A 14,322-nucleotide genomic window follows, 5' to 3' on the forward strand; every position below is an offset into this window, starting at 1 on the left:
ATGAGCGACGTCTCCGCCGCCGACGATCCCGACACGCCCGCCATCGAGGTGCGGGGTCTGAGGTCCCAGTTCGGCGATCACGTGGTGCACGAGAACCTGGACCTGGACGTCCGCCGCGGCGAGGTCCTGGGCGTCGTTGGCGGCTCGGGCACAGGCAAGTCGGTGCTGCTGAACACCATCATCGGCCTCCGCCGGCCAGACGCCGGTTCGGTCAAGGTCCTCGGCCAGGACACTCAGCGCACCTCACGCCGCCGCTGGTCGCAGATCGAGCGGTCGTGGGGCGTGCTGTTCCAGCAAGGCGCGCTGTTCTCGAACCTGACTGTGCGCGAGAACGTCGCCACGCCGATGTACGAGCACACCAAGCTGCCACGCCGCGCGATCGAGGAACTGGCCGATCTCAAGATCGCCCTGGTCGGTCTGCGTCCCGGCGCCGGCGACCTGAAGCCGGCAGAGTTGTCCGGCGGCATGCGAAAGCGCGCGGGTCTGGCGCGGGCGCTCGCGCTCGACCCCCAACTGCTGTTTCTGGACGAGCCCACCGCAGGTCTCGACCCGATCGGCGCCGGAGCCTTCGACGAACTGATCCGCGACCTGTCGGACAGTCTCGATCTGACCGTCTTCATGATCACGCACGACCTGGACACGCTCTACACCATCACCGACCGCGTGGCGGTGCTGGCCGACAAGCACGTGATCGAAACCGCGCCCGTCCAAGAGCTCGAACGCTCCGAGCACCCCTGGATCCGCGAATATTTCCTAGGCCCGCGCGGCCGCGCCGCGGCCAAGGCCGCCAAGAAAGCCGGGATCACCGCCTGATGGAAAAAGACGCCAACTACGCCCTGGTGGGCTTCTCGACCCTGCTGCTCGTCACCGGCCTCATCATCTTCTCGGTCTGGCTGGCGCGCCTGCAGTTCGCACAGGAGTACGACCAGTACGACATCATTTTCCAGGGCCCGGTGCGCGGCCTCAGCCAGGGCGGCGAAGTGCATTTCAACGGCATCAAGGTCGGCGAGGTCAGCAAGATCCAGCTCGATCCCGACGATCCGAACCGGGTCATCGCCCGTGCACGTGTCACCTCCGACGTGCCGATCCGCGTCGACTCCTACGCCACCCTGGAACCTCAGGGCATCACCGGGGTGAACTACGTCCAGATCACCGCCGGCACCCCGAACAAGCAGTTGCTGAAGGACACCGTCGGTCCCGGCAAGATCCCCAAGCTGAAGACTCAGCGCAGCACCCTCTCCGACCTGCTGGAGGGGGGTGGCACGGTGCTGACGCGCACGGTCGAGGCGCTGGACCGCGTGAACCGCGTGCTGTCCGACCAGAACATCAAGACCGTCAGCGCCGCCATCGCAGACGCCCAGTCGGTCACCGCCGAGTTGCGCGATCGCAAGGCGCTGATCGGCGACGCCCAGAAGGCGTTGCAGAGCATCGACCAGGCCGCGGCCCAGATCGCCGAGTTGAGCAAGACCAGCCAGAACCTCGTCGACACCGATGGCCGCCGCACGCTCAAGAACCTGGCCGACGCCTCAGAGCAGGCCCAGGCGGCGGCGAAGGACGTGCGGGTCATCGTCGGGCGACTTGACGAACCGACCCGCGAGTTCGCCTCCAGCGGGCTGCCGCAGCTGACCGCGGCCGTGCAATCGCTGCAACAGACGGCCGAGTCGCTCGACCGCCTGATCCGCGACGTCGAATCCAATCCCCGCGGGCTGGTGGGCAAGGCCCCGGCCGAAGAGATCAAGGTCAAGCCATGAACGCCCTTCCCCGCTCCCTGAAGCTCCTGGCCGTCGGCGCCCTGGCCCTCTCGCTCAGCGCCTGCATCACGGTGTTTCCCAAGGACAAACCGGCCCAGCTCTATCGCTTCGACGGCGTTGCGACCGCGGCCGAGACGGGCGCGGCGGCGAATGCGCAGTTCGGCGTGGCGCGAGCCGGCGGCGGCTTCGTGCAGGCCGCTTCCGGCGACCGGCTGCTGACGATGACCGGTTCGCGGGCGGCCTATATCGCCGACAGCCGCTGGGTCTCGCCGGCGCAGGTGCTGTTCAACGAGGCCCTTGCCCGCGCGTTCGACGGCAACACCGGGCCCGCGCGGCTGCTCGGCCGCGGCGAGGTCGGCAAGGCTGACTACACTCTGCGGGTCGACGTAACGCGGTTCGAGACCGTATATGACCACGGCAAGGGGGCGCCCAACGTCGTGGTCGACCTGCGCGTGACCCTGACCAGCGCCGACCGCAGCGTCACCACCAGCCGCCAGTTCAACGCCGAGGTCCGCGCGGGCGGCAACCGCGTTTCCTCGATCGTCGCGGCCTATGACGCGGCCGTGGGCAAGGCGCTGGGCGAGTTGGTCGCCTGGACCAACAACCGGGGCGCGGCCTGATCAGGCGATCCCAGCGATCCGCTTGGCGGCGGTGACCGTATTCTGCAGCAGGCAGGCGACGGTCATCAGCCCAACCCCGCCCGGCACCGGGGTGATGGCGCCGGCGACCGCCAAGGCCTCCTTGTAGGCCACGTCGCCGACCAGCTTGGTCTTGCCCTGGGCGGCCTTCACCGGATCGCTGAACGGCACACGGTTGATGCCGACATCGATCACCGTCGCGCCCGGCTTGATCCAGTCCGCCTTGATCATCTGCGGCCGACCGACGGCGGCGACCAGGATGTCGGCCTCGCGGCAGACCGCCGGCAGGTCCTTCGTGCGCGAATGGGCGATGGTGACCGTGCAGTCGGCGGCCAGCAGCAGCTGGGCCACCGGCTTGCCGACCAGGACCGAGCGACCGACCACGACCGCCCGCTTGCCCGAAAGGTCGCCCGGCGTCTGGCGCAGCATGATCATGCATCCGAGCGGCGTGCACGGGATCAGGGCCGGCAGGCCCTGGGCCAGGCGACCGGCGTTGACCACGTGCAGGCCGTCGACATCCTTGGCCGGATCGATGGTCTCGATGACCGCTTTTTCGTCCAGTCCCTTAGGCAGCGGCAACTGCACCAGGATGCCGTGGATCTTCGGATCCTCGTTCAGCTGGCGGACCACGGCCAGCAGTTCGTTCTGGGTCGTCTCGGCCGGCAGCCGGTGGGTGACCGAATGCATGCCCGCCGCCAGCGAATGCTCGCCCTTGGATCGGACATAGACCTGGCTGGCCGGGTCCTCGCCCACCAGCACCACCGCCAGGCCCGGTTGGAGGCCGTGCTTGGCCTTGAGTTCGGCGACCTCCGCCGCCACCTCGGCGCGCAGGCGCTCGGCCGTGACCTTGCCGTCGATGATCTGGGCCTGGGACATGGGCTCTCCTGTCGGAACTGGCCCCGCCACTACTCGTTCAGCCTGCGCCGCGCAATGCGGCCGGGAGCCCTTCGATGAGCAGTTTCACCCAGACTTTCACCAAGTTTGCGACCGCGATCGCGCGCTGGACGGGGCGGCCCATGGTCTTCGTCGCCTGCTGCGCGCTGGTGATCGTCTGGGCCGCATCGGGACCGCTGTTCGGATTTTCCGACACCTGGCAGCTGGTGATCAACACCTCGACCACCATCATCACCTTCCTGATGGTGTTCCTGATCCAGAACACCCAGAACCGCGACAACAACGCGCTGCACGCCAAGCTGGACGAGCTGATCCGCGTGTCGAAGGCGCATAACTCCTTCATCGGCATAGAGAATCTGGCCGACAAGGAGCTGGAGAAGATCCTCGCCAAGCTGGACGAGCAGTCGGCGCAGCTGCGCGAGGCGAGCGGGCGGCAGCCGACGCGGACCTCGACGAGGCGGCGCAAGAGCCCGGCCCGGCGCAAGAGCGCCTAGCTGCGCAGCCAGGCGGCGAGCGCCCACGCCTGGGAGTCATGGCGCAGGATCTTCAACGCCTCGTGCGGGTCCAGCCACACCAGCGTGTGGTCGTCCTCGACCTTCAGCGCAGGGTCTTCCGCAATCAGATCAAGGACATGGAAGCTGCCTCGGTTGTTCCAAGGCACGCCCTCGGACCCGATGAAGAACTGGTCGGCGAGGGTCAGCGCCGCGCGCACCGCGACCTTCAGGCCGGTCTCCTCGGCGAACTCGCGGACCACCGCGACCTCGGGCGTCTCGCCTTCGTCGATCCCGCCTCCCGGCAGGTCGAAATAGGCCGGAGCGTCAGGTTTTACGATCCGAACCACAGCAACCTGCCCGTCGCGGACCAGCACTCCGAAGGCCGCGGGGCGATCTCGATAGGCCTTGTCGGCCCGCCGCTCGCCGAACTGAGGGACAGCCCGCATCACCCTAGTCCTTGCCGTACAAGGAATCGTAAGGATCGACCTTGCCGGCCAGCACGTCCTCGACCTTGAGGACCGGCCAGCCGACGGTGGCCGTAGCGCTGACACGCCAGGACGCGACGACGAGGTCCCGCAGCTCCGAAGCGCCGACCGCCAGGCGGTCCGTGGCGAGGGCCACGCCGCGCGGATCGCCGTTCCGGATGCCGCCCGCCTTTTCCAACTCGTAGAACGGGACGACGAAAGTGCTTGTTTTCAGGAGATATTCCGTCGTCCGCCGCTCCAGGGACAAGTCCTGGACGTTCAGCGGCGACATGGCTTTCGTCACATCGGCAGGTTTCACGTTGTCGAAGACGAACTCGCTCTCAAACGGGCTGTGAACCTTGGCCGTCGTGTAGCCGTTCGGGTTCGGGTAATCACCCCATCCGTTGTAGTGCACGGTCACGTGCAGCGGCTGGGCGCCGTCGCCCACGAAGTGGGACAGCTCGCCGATGGTCCGCAGGATCTGGGCCTGGCGCCGGGCGATGTCCTGGGCGTACCAGGCCTTGCGCTTGGCGTTGCGCTCGTGGGCGCGGGCGTACACCAGCACGCGCCAGTAAGCGAAGTCCTTGGTCAGTTGCTGACGGCGGTCGATGATCGAATAGGGCAGATAGCCGGCCTTCCAACTGTCCAGCCCTGCGGCCTGCAGCGCCTTCTCGTAGTCGGCGCGGGTAGCCGGCAGCGGCAGGAAGGGCGGCCCCCCCAGCAGCTTGCCCTCGTCGTCGAGGTCCAGGAAGTGACCGGCGTCGCGGTTATGGTCGTGGACCTTGCCCGAACCCTTGGAGCGGTCTTCCTCGCGCGACAGCTCGCCCACGTCGCGCACGGCGGCCGGGTTGCGCAGAAAGGCCGGAATCTCGGACGGCAGCGCAGCCATGGCGGCCTCGCCTACGATCCGATGCCCTGAAGATCCCCAGGCAAGCGCCTGGGTCGGGAGAACGAGCGAGAGAGCGGCGACGAGCAGGCGAGCTTTCATGGCGCCCGGTTTAGGCGATCTTGAGCGCGGCCTCTACCCGCTTCACCCAGGCGGCCGTCCGCGGATAGCGCCCCAGGTCGAAGCCGCCCTCGTGGGCCATGCGGGTGTAGGCCACCAGGGCGACGTCCGCGAGGGTCGCGGTCTCGCCGACAAGGAAGGCGGAACCGGCCAGCCCGTCCTCCAGGCGCTGCAAGGCCGCGTTCCCGCGTTCGACCAAGCGGGGCTCGAGGTCGGCGACCGCCTTGCCCATGTAGCGGACATGGAAGCGGGCGACGGCGACATAGGGCTCGTGACTGTACTGCTCCCAGAACATCCATTCGAGCATGCGAGCGCGGTCGTAGGCGTCGGCCGGGATCAGATCCGAGCCCTCGGCCAAGTGCAGAATGATCGCGTTGGACTGGGCGAGCGGGCGACCGTCCTCGAGCACCACGAGCGGCACCTGGCCCGCCGGATTCATCGCCAGGAACTCAGGCGTCCGCGACTCGCCCTTAAGGATATCGGTCTCGATCCAGCTGTAGGCGCGGCCCAGATGCTCAGCCACCCACTTGACCTTGAGGCAATTGCCCGAGATCGAATCCCCATAGACGCGCATCGCCCAATCCCCTTGTCTGCAAGGGGTTGATAGCCGTTCAGAAAGGTTCCCGGAAGCGGTCGTGTCCAATTGCCGCTGCCATGGAAGGTTCACGAGGGGTTGATCCGGCGTCCTGAGTCCGGGTAGGAAAGCCGCCGCTGCCAAGATCAACGACGAAGGAGCCGCCGTCATGCGACGTCGCCTCGCCGCCCTTGCCGCCCTTCCCCTCATGTTCGGGCTGACTCAAAGCGCGCAAGCCGCGCCCGCGAAAGATCCGATCGGCGACCTGATCGTCTCGGCCCTGACCGGCGCCCTGCCCGGCACGCCCGAATTCAACATGAAGGCCACCCTGTACCATGCCGGCGCCAAGGGCGTTGGCGCCCTGGACTCGCTGGGCTGCAAGGTCGTGGCCATGCGCACCGTCGCAGTCGACACCGCCGTCGTCCCGCGCCGCACCAAGCTGTTCATCAAGGAGACTGTCGGCCTGCCGATGCCCGACGGCGGCACGCATGACGGCTACTGGTACGCCACCGACACCGGCGGCGCGATCAAGGGCCAGAAGATCGACCTGTTCACGGGCCATGGCTCGTCCTCGATGAAGCCCCTCCTGGCGCTCAACCTCGCCAAGCTGACCGTCGCCAAGGCCGGCGAGTTCAAGGGCTGCCCGCCGAGCTAGGCGCTCGGCCGAACCGATTTCCCCAAGCCTGCCCTGCCCCGCCGCGGTGATCGCGGCGGCGTGAACTCCCATGGCTTGAGGACCGCATGACCATAGACAAACCCAACTTCTTCCTGCTGACCGGCGGCCCCGGCGTCGGCAAGACGACCCTGATCGAGGAACTGCGCCGGCGCGGCGAGCGCGTGGTCGAGGAGACCCATCGCCGGATCATCCGCGAGGGACGCGCGAAAAGCGGCAGCGCGGAGCTGGGCGTTCTGGCCGCGCAGGAGGACATCGCCCGGTTCGAGGCGATGAAGGACGTGCAGACGCGGGTCTTTTTCGACCGCGGCGTCATCGACAGCGTGACCCGACAGGCGCCGGCCTGGATGTGGGCGGCCGCGCGCCGGCTTCGTTACAACAAGCTGGTGTTCGTGCCCCCGCCCTGGCGGAAAATCTACGCCCAGGACGCCGAGCGCCGGCAGACTTTCGAGGACTGCCTGGCGGTCCATGACGCCATTCAAACCCTGCTGCAAAAGTTGGACTACCGGCCGGTGGAGCTGCCGTGCGCAACGGCGAGCGAGCGCGCCGACTTCGTGCTGGCCGCCGTCGACAAGGCCTGAATTTGTCGCACCGCCCCTGGGTTGTGCCCGACCGCCAGCGTGAGTCATATGGCGGCAGGATTTGGCAGCGGCGGGCGCCGGGCGTGGTCGGCGAGGTGGGAACGGCTCTGCAGATGTCTTCGCTGTCGGCGGTGCTGACGGCGTTGAAGCAGGCGCCGCTGGGCATTGCGATCTTCGACCGAGACATGCGCTATCTGGCGGCCTCGGCCCGGTTTCTGACCGAGCAGGGCCTGCCGGGCGACACCCCGCTGGTCGGACGACTGCACTATGACGTCTTCCCCGAGGTCCCCGACCATTGGCGCGCCATCCATGCACGTGCGTTGCGCGACGGGGCCGAGCAGAGCCACGACGCCGACCCCTATGTGCGGCCCGACGGGCGGCGCGAATGGGTGCGCTGGTCGCTGCGGCCCTGGCGGGCCGACGACGGCGAGATCGGCGGCCTGGTGCTCTACACCGAGTACGTGACCCCCAGCGTCGAGGCCCGCGCCCGCCTGGAAGCGGCCGAGGCCCGCTATCGCGCCGTATTTGACCAGGCCGCCATGGGCGTGGCCCGCGTCTCGCCCGACGGCCGCTTCCTCGAGGTCAATGACCGCTTCTGCGCGATGATGCGCTACGACCGCGACGAGTTGCGCGGCCTGACCTTTCAGCAGATCACCCATCCCGACGACCTGGAGACCAACATCGCCTACTCCCAGGCGCTGCTGGCCGGCGAGATCGAGACCTACTCAGTCGAGAAGCGCTATGTGACCAAACATGGCCAGGCGCTGTGGAACCACCTGACCGTTTCGCTCGTGCGCGACGGGAACGGCGCGCCCGACTATTTCGTGTCGATCGTCGACGACATCAGCGCCCGCAAGCGGGCGGAGGCCGAGCAGCAGCACTATCAGGGGCAGCTGCGCCTGTTGATCAACGAGTTGAACCATCGGGTGAAGAACACCCTGGCCACGGTGCAGTCGATGGCCTCGCAAACCCTGCGCGGGGGCGCCGATCCGGCGCTGATGTACGAAAAGCTGGAGGCTCGGCTGCTGGGCCTGTCGCAGGTGCACGACGTGTTGACCCGCGAGCGCTGGCATGGCGCGGACCTGCAGGAGGTGGCCGAGCGGGCGTTGCGCCCCTTCGATGCGACTGTCGGAAAGGTGCGGGTCGCGGGTCCCACCGTCTGGCTGCCGCCAGGCCCCGCCCTGTCGATGGCGCTGATCTTCCACGAGCTGGCGACCAATGCGGTGAAGTACGGCGCCCTGTCCACCGCCACCGGCCAGGTGGACCTGTCCTGGGCGTTGGACCCTCATGGCAAGGACTGGACGCTGACCTGGGCCGAGACCGGCGGCCCGCCGGTGACGCGCCCAACCCGCAAGGGTTTCGGATCACGTCTGATCGAGCGCGGTTTGCGCGGCGAGCTGCAGGGAACCGCGACCATGACCTACGATCCGGGGGGCCTGACCTGGATCATGCAGGCGCAGCTCCCGCCGCGTGGAGAGCCGGTCGCCTTGTTCGACGAACCGTGACCTCCGCCGGCTGGACGACGGAGGTCGGTGGTCACTATCAGGCCGTCACGAGGGCGCGGCGGCGGGCGTTGCTGCGGACCATCGAGCCGACGCCGCCGAAGCCGATGATCATCATCGCCCAGGTGGCCGGTTCCGGCACGCCGCCGACGTCGCGGACGTACCAGGTTTCGTTGGAGGACCCGTCCGGCGCGCTGGAAACGTAGCCGCTCACGCCATCGCCGAAGTCGATGTGGGTGAAAGAGCTGTTCCAGTACTGGACCGACTGCACGGTCTGGCCGTTCACCACGAAGGCCGAGGCGTCAGGGCGGTTGGCCAGTTCCTGCGCGGTGGCGTAGCGCCAGCCCTTGTGCAGTTCCGGGCCGTAGAGGATGTTGGCGCCGTACCAGGTCGGCGATGCGACCGGCGAGGCCCAGGTCCAGTCGAGCTTGCCGACGGTGATATAGGTGTCGGACGGCAGGTCGTTGAGATTGACGGCGGCCGAGGCCGAGCCGGCCGAAACGGCCAGAGCGAACGTGATGGCGCCAGCGCCGAGCAGCTTCTTGAACATGTGGACCCCCTAGCCCTCAAAAATGTCTGGGGAGTCCGAGCAAGACCGGGGCCGCAAAAAAGCGCGCCGGACCCCAGCCCGACGCGCCGATTTGGGCCGAAACGGCGCAAGCCGTTCCGGAAACGTCACATAACGGCACAGGGGCGCTGGCCCCTGCCCATCAGGTCTCGACGAAGGCGCGTTCGAGAACGTAGTCGCCGGGACTGGCCAGGGAGCCTTCTTCGTAGCCGCGGCTTTCCAGCAGCGCCTTGAGGTCCGCCAGCACCGAGGGACCGCCGCAAAGCATCAGGCGATCGACCGCGGGATCCAGCGGCGGCAGGCCGAGGTCCTCGAAGATCTTGCCCGAGGCGATCAGGTCGGTGATGCGGCCCCGGGTCTTGAACTCCTCGCGGGTCACGGTCGGGTAATAGCGCAGCTTGCCCCCGATCACCTCGGAGAGAATCTCGTCGTTCGCCAGCTCGTGCTCGAAGAGATCGCGGTAGTTGAGGTCGGCGACATTGCGCACCGTATGGGTGACGATCACCTCTTCGAAGCGGTCGTAGACCTCTGGGTCGCGGGCCAGGCTAAGCCAGGGCGCCAGGCCAGTGCCGGTGCCGAGCATGTAGAGCCGCTTGCCGGGCTTCAGGCCGTCCAGTACCAGGGTCCCGGTGGGCTTGCGGCCGATCAGCACCTGGTCGCCCACCTGAATCTTCTGCAGGCGCGAGGTCAGCGGACCGTCCTGGACCTTGATCGAGTAGAACTCGAGCTCGTCGTGCCAGGCCGGCGAAGCGATCGAGTAGGCGCGCACCAGCGGCTTGCCGTCGACCTCCAGCCCGACCATCACGAACTGGCCGCTGGTGAAGCGCAGGCCGGGGTCGCGAGTGGTGCGGAACGAGAACAACTCGTCCGTCCAGTGCTGAACCCAGGTCACGGTCTCGTAGTAGAAGGCTCCAGCCTTCTTCGCCGGAGCGGCCGGCGCGGCCGGTGCGGTTACATCAGTCATGAGCCGTCTCTAGCTGAGAATGGTTCGCATGTCAGCAGGCGGCGACTAGATGTCGCCGCCGACATTGGCGACAGCGCCCGGAGCGCGCGCGACGTGGATGCCGCATTCGGTCTTGTCCTGGCCCGCCCAGCGGCCGGCGCGGACGTCCTCGCCCTCCTCGACCGGCTTGGTGCAGGGCCAGCAGCCGATCGACGGAAAGCCCTGGGCGACCAGCGGATGGGCCGGCAGGTCGTGCTCGGCCATATAGGCGTCGAGTTCGGCCTTGCCCCAGTTGGCGAGCGGATTGAACTTCACCTGGCCGTCGGCCTGTTCGACCACCGGCAGGGACAGACGGTCACCGCCGTGAAAGCGCTTGCGGCCGGTGATCCAGCCGTCGAATTCGGCGAGCGCGCGATCCAACGGCACGACCTTGCGCACTTCGCAGCACGCGTCGGTGTCGGTCTGCCAGAGCTTGGCGTTCGGATCGGCCACGGCCAGATCGTTGTAGAGGGGACGCAGATCGCGAACGTCGGTCAGGCCGAGCCGAGAGGCCAGGTTTTTCCGATAGTCGAGCGTCTGGCCGAACAGCATTCCGGTGTCGAGGAACAGCACCGGGATGTCGGGCTTCAACTGCGAGGCCAGGTGCAGCAGCACCGCCGATTCCGCCCCGAAGGACGAGACCAGGGCCAACTTGTCGCCAAAGGCCTCGATCGCCGATTCCAGCACCGTCGCGGGATGCGCGTGTCGCAGTTCCGCATCCAGCCGGGCCGCCAGGGACGGACGCTCGATCTGATCGAAGGCCATGACGGGCTACTCCCTTTCCACGAAGGCCGGGGTCCGGCGGTCGGCGGCGCGCTGATAGACGTGGCGATGGCGGCGGGCTGAAGCGCCCCATTGCTCGGGCGTCGAGCCGTCGGCCGGTTCGAAGGCGTCAAAGCCGACCCGGACCATGAAGCCGGCCTGTTCGCGCAGCACGTCGCCGACGGCGCGGACCTCGCCCTTGAAGCCGTAGCGGTCACGCAGCAGGCGCGCGACGGTATAGGCCCGTCCATCGTTGAACTTCGGGAAGGCCACGGCGACCACGGCGATGCGCGGCAGGTCGTAGGCCAGGACCTCGACCTCTTCGGCCGGCTCCAGGCGCACGCCGACGGCGCGGCCCTCGGACAGCAGGCGCTCGCCCTCGTTCTGGAAGCGGGTCAGCGAGATGATCAGGTCGCCGCGTACCAGGTCGTCGTCGTCGCCGACATAGGTGAACGGGTCCTCGGCCAGCGAGAACACTTCGTCCTTCAGCTTAATTCGCGTCGGCATAGACGGCCTCCTTGAACGGGGCGACCCCGGTGCGGCGGAAGGTGTCGAGAAAACGCTCCTGCCCCTGGCGCTCGCGCAGATAGACGTCGACCAGGGTGTCGATGGCCGGAGCCACGCGGTTCGCCGGCAAGGCCGGGCCGAGCATGGCGCCGACCGCCGCGTCCTCCGCCCCCGAGCCGCCAAGGGTGAGCTGGTAGAACTCCTCGCCCTTCTTATCGACGCCGAGGATGCCGATGTGGCCGACATGGTGGTGGCCGCAGGCGTTGATGCAGCCGCTGATCTTGATCTTCAGCTCGCCGATCAGCTCGGCGCGCTCCTGGTCGGCGAAAGTGCGGGCGATGTCCTGGGCGATCGGAATGGCGCGGGCGTTGGCCAGGGCGCAATAGTCCAGCCCCGGGCAGGCGATGATGTCGCTGATCAGGTTGATGTTCGGCGTGCCGAGCCCGGCCGCATCGAGCGCAGCGTAGAGCGCAGGCAGGTCATCCAGCTTCACGTGCGGCAGGATCAGGTTCTGCTCATGCGTCGCGCGGATGTCGCCCTGGCCGTAGCGTTCGGCCAGGTCAGCGATCACGTCCATCTGGTCGGAAGTCACGTCGCCGGGCGTCTCGCCGATCGCCTTCAGCGAGATCTCGACGATGGTGTAGCCGGCGCGCTTGTGGGCGCGCAGGTTGTTGCGCGCGAAGCGGGCGAAGGCGCGGTCGGCGGCCTTGGCGGCCTCGAACGCTTCGGACCGAGCCGGCAGAGCCTCGAAGGCCACCGGGGCGAAGGCGCCGCGGATGCGGGCGATCTCGCTGTCGGGCAGGTCGCCGTCCGGACCGATCTTGCCCCACTCCTCCTCGACCTGGCGCGCGAACTCTTCGGCGCCGAGGGCGGAGACCAGGATCTTGATGCGGGCCTTGAACTTGTTGTCGCGACGGCCGTGGCGGTTGTAGACGCGCAGGATCGCCTCGAGATACGAGAACAACCGGTCGACCGGCAGGAACTCGCGGATCGTCGGGCCGACGAAGGGCGTGCGGCCCAGGCCGCCGCCGACGATCACCTCGAAGCCCAGGGTTCCGTCGCGGCCGCGCCGCAGCATCAGGCCGATGTCGTGCACCTTGGCGGCGGTGCGGTCCTTGGCCGACGCGGTGATGGCGATCTTGAACTTGCGCGGCAGGAACGAGAATTCCGGGTGCAGGCTGGACCACTGGCGGATCGCCTCGGACCAGACGCGCGGATCGTCGATCTCCTCGGCCGTGGCGCCGGCATAGGGGTCGGCGGTGGTGTTGCGGATGCAGTTGCCGCTGGTCTGGATGGCGTGCATGTCCACCGCGGCCAGCTCGTCCAGGATGTCGGGCGCGTCGGCCAGCCTGATCCAGTGGAACTGCAGGTTGGTGCGGGTGGTGAAGTGACCGTAGCCCTTGTCGTACTTGCGCCCGATCTGCGCCAGCGCGCGCAGCTGGGTCGGGTTCATCGAGCCGTAGGGCACCGCGATCCGCAGCATGTAGGCGTGCAGTTGCAGATAGAGACCGTTCATCAGCCGGATCGGCTTGAACTGGTCCTCGGTGATCTCGCCGGCCATGCGGCGGGCGACCTGTTCGCGGAACTCCTGGGCGCGGTCGGCCATGAATTCCTTGTCGAGGGTGTCGTACTGATACATGGCCCCTCGGTCTCCTAGCGCTTGATCAGTTTCACGCGGCCGCTGGAGCGGGCCGCGCCGGACGCTTGCTGAAGCGCGACGATCGCCGCCCCGCCCTCGGCCTGCTTGCCGTGGTGCAGATGATTGGTCGGGCCCAGCGCGCGCAGGCGCTCGCGGTAGCTGAGCGGGGCCCAGAGGTCCTCGCTCTCGACCAGGTCGATCAGATAGGGATCGACGACCACCGTCTGCTGGGTCTTGGCGTGAGCTTCGGCCGCCTCGGCCAGGGCCGGGTCGTCGAAATGCTGGGCGTCGGCGAAGCGTTCGACCCATCGCCCGTCTTTCCAGAAGACGGCCTCGCCGTCGCTGAGGCGGTTCGCGGTGAGGGCTTTCATCGGCGCAGCTCGAGCTTGGGTTCAGTCAGGACGGCGGGAGCCGCCTCCTCGGTCGGGAGGGCGAGCGCCATGGCCTCGCCCACGATCAGCAGGGCCGGGCCGGCGACCTGTTCGGTCGCGGCCGGCAGCCCGGCCAGGGTGGTCAGCACGCGACGCTCGTCGGCGCGGCTGGCGTTCTCGACGACCAGCGCCGGGGTCGAGCCCGCACGGCCCGCGCCGATCAGCCGCCCGGCGATTCCGGCGGCCGTGGAGACGCCCATGTAGATCACGACCGTCTGGTTGGCCTTGGCCAGGCTCTCCCAGTCGAGGTCCGGCTCCGAACCAGACGCCGCATGGCCCGTGACGAAAGTGACCGCCTGGGCCGAGCCGCGATGGGTCAGCGGCGCGCCGGCGTTGGCGCCGGCCGCGAGCGCGGCGGTGACGCCGGGCACGACGTGGCAATCGACGCCCGCCTCGCGGCAGGCTTCCAGCTCCTCGCCGCCGCGGCCGAAGATGAAGGGATCGCCGCCCTTGAGACGCACGACGTTGAGGCCTTCCTGGGCGAAGGCCACGAGCATGCGGTTGATCTCGACCTGGGCGTAGGAATGGCGCGACTTGCGCTTTGCCACGCTGATGCGGCGGGCGGCGGCGGGGGCGAGATCGAGAATCTCGTCCGAGACCAGGCCGTCGTGGACCACCACGTCGGCGCCCTGCAGCGCCTTCAGCGCCTTGATCGTCAGCAGATCGGGATCGCCAGGACCGGCGCCCACCAGCCAGACCGCGCCTTCGCGGCGCTCGCCCCGCGCGCCGCCCAGGACGACGAGACGTCTCGCCGGCTCATTTTTGGGCTTGCGGTTGCGCATCGTCTTTAGCTTCTCTAAACGCCGACTTTGAAACTCAGAGCGGGACGGGCTTTCACCCGCCCCGCCAGATTGTC

Annotated in this window: 17 protein-coding genes and 1 pseudogene; 7 read left to right on the forward strand and 11 right to left on the reverse strand. The window is 68.0% G+C overall.

Annotated features, from left to right (window positions below; genetic code table 11):
* Genes ACE3T2_RS13460 through ACE3T2_RS13470 form a run of 3 tightly spaced genes read left to right on the forward strand, consistent with a single transcriptional unit; the run spans nt 1 to nt 2,371 of the window.
* Nucleotides 1-813, forward strand: coding sequence for an ABC transporter ATP-binding protein (locus ACE3T2_RS13460; protein ID WP_374658174.1), 813 nt, complete (start codon nt 1-3; stop codon nt 811-813).
* Nucleotides 813-1,751 (forward strand): MlaD family protein, encoded by a 939-nt coding sequence (locus ACE3T2_RS13465; RefSeq protein ID WP_374658176.1) that lies wholly within the window; start codon nt 813-815, stop codon nt 1,749-1,751. Before ACE3T2_RS13460 ends, ACE3T2_RS13465 begins: the two co-directional genes overlap by 1 nt.
* On the forward strand, nt 1,748-2,371 hold the full coding sequence (locus tag ACE3T2_RS13470; RefSeq protein ID WP_374658178.1) for an ABC-type transport auxiliary lipoprotein family protein: 624 nt from the start codon (nt 1,748-1,750) through the stop codon (nt 2,369-2,371). The genes ACE3T2_RS13465 and ACE3T2_RS13470 overlap by 4 nt, the downstream gene beginning before the upstream one ends.
* Here ACE3T2_RS13470 and folD read toward each other — a convergent pair whose 3' ends face one another.
* Nucleotides 2,372-3,265: a bifunctional methylenetetrahydrofolate dehydrogenase/methenyltetrahydrofolate cyclohydrolase FolD gene (folD, locus tag ACE3T2_RS13475; RefSeq protein ID WP_374658180.1), complete on the reverse strand. Its 894-nt coding sequence runs from the start codon at nt 3,263-3,265 to the stop codon at nt 2,372-2,374.
* 74 nt (nt 3,266-3,339) lie between these two features.
* Between folD and ACE3T2_RS13480 the strand changes: the two genes are divergently transcribed.
* The gene (locus ACE3T2_RS13480) at nt 3,340-3,777 is read left to right on the forward strand and encodes a low affinity iron permease family protein (RefSeq protein ID WP_374658182.1); all 438 of its coding nucleotides are present in this window, start codon (nt 3,340-3,342) and stop codon (nt 3,775-3,777) included.
* On the opposite strand, the gene ACE3T2_RS13485 is transcribed toward ACE3T2_RS13480, so the two are convergent.
* The 3 genes from ACE3T2_RS13485 to ACE3T2_RS13495 form a co-directional block, all read right to left on the reverse strand.
* A complete protein-coding gene (locus tag ACE3T2_RS13485) occupies nt 3,774-4,223 on the reverse strand; it encodes an NUDIX domain-containing protein (protein ID WP_374658184.1) in 450 nt (149 codons plus the stop codon). The two genes, ACE3T2_RS13480 and ACE3T2_RS13485, sit on opposite strands and share 4 nt — an antisense overlap.
* 4 nt (nt 4,224-4,227) lie before the next feature.
* Entirely contained in the window at nt 4,228-5,130 is a 903-nt protein-coding gene (locus tag ACE3T2_RS13490) for a S1/P1 Nuclease (protein WP_374658186.1), read from the reverse strand.
* Between the two features lie 109 nt (nt 5,131-5,239).
* Complete coding sequence (locus ACE3T2_RS13495; protein ID WP_374658188.1) at nt 5,240-5,821, reverse strand: glutathione S-transferase family protein; 582 nt, start codon at nt 5,819-5,821, stop codon at nt 5,240-5,242.
* Nucleotides 5,822-5,990: 169 nt separating this feature from the next.
* On the opposite strand from ACE3T2_RS13495, the gene ACE3T2_RS13500 reads away from it, so the two are divergent.
* From ACE3T2_RS13500 to ACE3T2_RS13510, 3 genes are all read left to right on the forward strand, one after another.
* Entirely contained in the window at nt 5,991-6,476 is a 486-nt protein-coding gene (locus ACE3T2_RS13500) for a 3D domain-containing protein (protein ID WP_374658190.1), read from the forward strand.
* A gap of 86 nt (nt 6,477-6,562) precedes the next feature.
* Nucleotides 6,563-7,075, forward strand: coding sequence for an AAA family ATPase (locus ACE3T2_RS13505; RefSeq protein WP_374658192.1), 513 nt, complete (start codon nt 6,563-6,565; stop codon nt 7,073-7,075).
* Between the two features lie 113 nt (nt 7,076-7,188).
* Nucleotides 7,189-8,580 (forward strand): sensor histidine kinase, encoded by a 1,392-nt coding sequence (locus ACE3T2_RS13510; RefSeq protein WP_374658194.1) that lies wholly within the window; start codon nt 7,189-7,191, stop codon nt 8,578-8,580.
* A 37-nt stretch (nt 8,581-8,617) separates the two neighbouring features.
* Here the strand turns inward: ACE3T2_RS13510 and ACE3T2_RS13515 are convergent.
* From ACE3T2_RS13515 to cobA, 7 genes and pseudogenes are all read right to left on the reverse strand, one after another.
* Nucleotides 8,618-8,719 (reverse strand): annotated as a pseudogene (locus ACE3T2_RS13515) (PEPxxWA-CTERM sorting domain-containing protein); the annotation flags it as partial.
* A 568-nt stretch (nt 8,720-9,287) separates the two neighbouring features.
* Nucleotides 9,288-10,109 (reverse strand): ferredoxin--NADP reductase, encoded by an 822-nt coding sequence (locus ACE3T2_RS13520; protein WP_374658196.1) that lies wholly within the window; start codon nt 10,107-10,109, stop codon nt 9,288-9,290.
* A gap of 45 nt (nt 10,110-10,154) precedes the next feature.
* Nucleotides 10,155-10,892 carry a phosphoadenylyl-sulfate reductase gene (locus ACE3T2_RS13525; RefSeq protein WP_374658198.1) on the reverse strand — a complete coding sequence of 246 codons (738 nt, stop codon included), beginning with the start codon at nt 10,890-10,892 and terminating at the stop codon, nt 10,155-10,157.
* A gap of 6 nt (nt 10,893-10,898) precedes the next feature.
* Nucleotides 10,899-11,396, reverse strand: coding sequence for a DUF934 domain-containing protein (locus tag ACE3T2_RS13530; protein WP_374658200.1), 498 nt, complete (start codon nt 11,394-11,396; stop codon nt 10,899-10,901).
* Nucleotides 11,380-13,035, reverse strand: a complete 1,656-nt coding sequence (locus ACE3T2_RS13535) for a nitrite/sulfite reductase (RefSeq protein WP_374658202.1) — start codon at nt 13,033-13,035, stop codon at nt 11,380-11,382. Before ACE3T2_RS13535 ends, ACE3T2_RS13530 begins: the two co-directional genes overlap by 17 nt.
* A gap of 14 nt (nt 13,036-13,049) precedes the next feature.
* Entirely contained in the window at nt 13,050-13,406 is a 357-nt protein-coding gene (locus ACE3T2_RS13540) for a DUF2849 domain-containing protein (protein WP_374658204.1), read from the reverse strand.
* Nucleotides 13,403-14,248, reverse strand: coding sequence for a uroporphyrinogen-III C-methyltransferase (gene cobA / locus ACE3T2_RS13545; RefSeq protein ID WP_374658206.1), 846 nt, complete (start codon nt 14,246-14,248; stop codon nt 13,403-13,405). The genes ACE3T2_RS13540 and cobA overlap by 4 nt, the downstream gene beginning before the upstream one ends.
* Nucleotides 14,249-14,322: the final 74 nt, after the last annotated feature.

Source organism: Phenylobacterium sp. (genome assembly GCF_041919955.1).
Taxonomy (GTDB): Bacteria; Pseudomonadota; Alphaproteobacteria; order Caulobacterales; family Caulobacteraceae; genus Phenylobacterium.

What these genes read in the sequence shown, in the direction of transcription:
- ACE3T2_RS13460 (WP_374658174.1), top strand. Translation starts at nt 1, where the DNA reads ATGAGCGACGTCTCCGCCGCCGACGATCCCGACACGCCCGCCATCGAG.
- ACE3T2_RS13465 (WP_374658176.1), top strand. Translation starts at nt 813, where the DNA reads ATGGAAAAAGACGCCAACTACGCCCTGGTGGGCTTCTCGACCCTGCTG.
- ACE3T2_RS13470 (WP_374658178.1), top strand. Translation starts at nt 1,748, where the DNA reads ATGAACGCCCTTCCCCGCTCCCTGAAGCTCCTGGCCGTCGGCGCCCTG.
- folD (WP_374658180.1), bottom strand. Translation starts at nt 3,265, where the DNA reads ATGTCCCAGGCCCAGATCATCGACGGCAAGGTCACGGCCGAGCGCCTG.
- ACE3T2_RS13480 (WP_374658182.1), top strand. Translation starts at nt 3,340, where the DNA reads ATGAGCAGTTTCACCCAGACTTTCACCAAGTTTGCGACCGCGATCGCG.
- ACE3T2_RS13485 (WP_374658184.1), bottom strand. Translation starts at nt 4,223, where the DNA reads ATGCGGGCTGTCCCTCAGTTCGGCGAGCGGCGGGCCGACAAGGCCTAT.
- ACE3T2_RS13490 (WP_374658186.1), bottom strand. Translation starts at nt 5,130, where the DNA reads ATGGCTGCGCTGCCGTCCGAGATTCCGGCCTTTCTGCGCAACCCGGCC.
- ACE3T2_RS13495 (WP_374658188.1), bottom strand. Translation starts at nt 5,821, where the DNA reads ATGCGCGTCTATGGGGATTCGATCTCGGGCAATTGCCTCAAGGTCAAG.
- ACE3T2_RS13500 (WP_374658190.1), top strand. Translation starts at nt 5,991, where the DNA reads ATGCGACGTCGCCTCGCCGCCCTTGCCGCCCTTCCCCTCATGTTCGGG.
- ACE3T2_RS13505 (WP_374658192.1), top strand. Translation starts at nt 6,563, where the DNA reads ATGACCATAGACAAACCCAACTTCTTCCTGCTGACCGGCGGCCCCGGC.
- ACE3T2_RS13510 (WP_374658194.1), top strand. Translation starts at nt 7,189, where the DNA reads ATGTCTTCGCTGTCGGCGGTGCTGACGGCGTTGAAGCAGGCGCCGCTG.
- ACE3T2_RS13520 (WP_374658196.1), bottom strand. Translation starts at nt 10,109, where the DNA reads ATGACTGATGTAACCGCACCGGCCGCGCCGGCCGCTCCGGCGAAGAAG.
- ACE3T2_RS13525 (WP_374658198.1), bottom strand. Translation starts at nt 10,892, where the DNA reads ATGGCCTTCGATCAGATCGAGCGTCCGTCCCTGGCGGCCCGGCTGGAT.
- ACE3T2_RS13530 (WP_374658200.1), bottom strand. Translation starts at nt 11,396, where the DNA reads ATGCCGACGCGAATTAAGCTGAAGGACGAAGTGTTCTCGCTGGCCGAG.
- ACE3T2_RS13535 (WP_374658202.1), bottom strand. Translation starts at nt 13,035, where the DNA reads ATGTATCAGTACGACACCCTCGACAAGGAATTCATGGCCGACCGCGCC.
- ACE3T2_RS13540 (WP_374658204.1), bottom strand. Translation starts at nt 13,406, where the DNA reads ATGAAAGCCCTCACCGCGAACCGCCTCAGCGACGGCGAGGCCGTCTTC.
- cobA (WP_374658206.1), bottom strand. Translation starts at nt 14,248, where the DNA reads ATGCGCAACCGCAAGCCCAAAAATGAGCCGGCGAGACGTCTCGTCGTC.